Origin of the sequence: Devosia sp., from assembly GCF_036406155.1 — a bacterium.
Taxonomy (GTDB): Bacteria; Pseudomonadota; Alphaproteobacteria; order Rhizobiales; family Devosiaceae; genus Devosia_A.
Window position 1 is genome coordinate 1 of record NZ_DASWVV010000017.1, and the last position, 1,611, is coordinate 1,611.

General features: G+C 73.4%; 2 protein-coding genes. Both read right to left on the reverse strand.

Annotation, left to right across the window (positions count from 1 at the left end):
• Positions 1-144: 144 nt before the first annotated feature.
• Positions 145-729: a hypothetical protein gene (locus VGD93_RS01035; RefSeq protein WP_395008317.1), complete on the reverse strand. Its 585-nt coding sequence runs from the start codon at positions 727-729 to the stop codon at positions 145-147.
• Between the two features lie 113 nt (positions 730-842).
• Positions 843-1,611 (reverse strand): 2-oxo acid dehydrogenase subunit E2 (locus VGD93_RS01040; RefSeq protein WP_395008319.1); only part of this gene is annotated, 769 nt, incomplete at its 5' end.

Sequence of the window (1,611 nt, forward strand, 5' to 3'; positions counted from 1 at the left end):
CCGGCTGCCCGGCGGCGGCGGCTCGGGCGGGGGCGGCTTCTCGCGGCCGCGCAGCGGGTCCGCCGGCACGCGCCGGCATGGCGGCTTCAAGACCGGCGGCGGATTCTAGGCTCCCGGCGCTCCGGCGCCGTCAGGATAGGGCGGTCAGATGAGGCCGCGCTCGGCGAGGAAGTCGTCGAGGCCCACATGCGTCATGGATTCGAACTCGTCGACCGCGGCCGCCAGCCGCCGGCGCTGGTCGAGCACCTGCGTGAACACCTGCTTCAGTTCGGGCGGCATCCCCAGGCTGGCCCAGCGCCGGGCGACGTGCTCGGGCAGCCCGAGTACGGCACAGAAGGCCTCGAGGCTGCCGTAGCCGAGATCGGCGACGAAGGCGCGCGTCTCCTGCGGGCTCATGCGCATCTCGACGACGCTCTCCTCGCGCGGCGGCTCCGCCGTGGGCGGCCGGCGCTGCTCGAGCACCAGGGTGAAAACCTGCTTCATCTCGGAGGAGACCCCGAAGCGATCCCAGCGCCGGGCGATGTGCTCGGGCAGGCCGATGGCGGCGCAGAACGCCTCGATGCTGTCATAGCCGAGGTCGGCGACGAAGGCGCGCGTCGCCTCGGGGGTCATGCGCGTCTCCAGCACGTGGTCGCGCAGCCGCTCGGCCACGAGCTTCACGTCGGACGGCGCCGCCGTCATCAGCTTGCCGACGACGGAGCGCAACTCCGAAGGATCGAAAGCTGGCATCGAACACTCCTTTTCGCCTCGCTGGCGGCGCGCGGTTTCCGGCCGCTGCCGCCTGCATTCGGGCGGCAAGGTCCTACGCGCGCGCCCGGCCGTCAAGTGGCGCGCGGGGCGGCTCAGACCAGCAGGCGCAAGGGCTGCTCGACCGCCTGCCGGAAGGCCGCCGCCAGCTCGGCCGCCAGCGCCCCGTCGACGGCGCGGTGATCGGCCGAGAGCGTCACCGTCATCACCTGGCCCGGCACCAGCGCGCCGTTTTCGACCACCGGTCGCATCTCGCCGGCCCCTACCGCAAGGATGGTCGCCTGTGGCGGGTTGATGATGGCGGCGAATTCGCGCACCCCGTACATGCCGAGGTTGGAGACAGCGGTCGTGCCGCCCTCGTACTCCTCGGGGCGCAGCCGGCGGGCCCGGGCGCGCCCGGCCAGTTCCTTGACCTCGTTGGAGATGGTGGCGAGGCTCTTGCTCTCGGCCTGCCGCACGACCGGCGTCATCAGGCCGCCGGGGAGGGAGACGGCGACGCCCACGTCGACGTGGCGGTGGCGCAGCAGCCCCTCCTCCGTCCAGGTGACGTTGGCCGCGGGGACCGCCCGCAGCGCCGCCGCCAGGGCCTTGATCACCATGTCGTTGACGGAGACGCGGTAGGCGGGCACCTCGCCCTCCGCCCCGGCCGTGACCGGGGCCGCGGCGTTGAGTTCGGTGCGCAGCGCCATGAGGCGGTCGATGCGGCAATCGAGGGTCACGTAGAAATGCGGGATGGTGAGCTTGGCCTCGACCAGCCGCCGGGCGATGGTGCGCCGCATGCCGTCATGCGGGATGAGCTCGTCGCCCGGTGCGGCGACGGGGGCCGGGACCGGGGCCGGCGGCGGAGTGGGCGCCGCGGGCGGC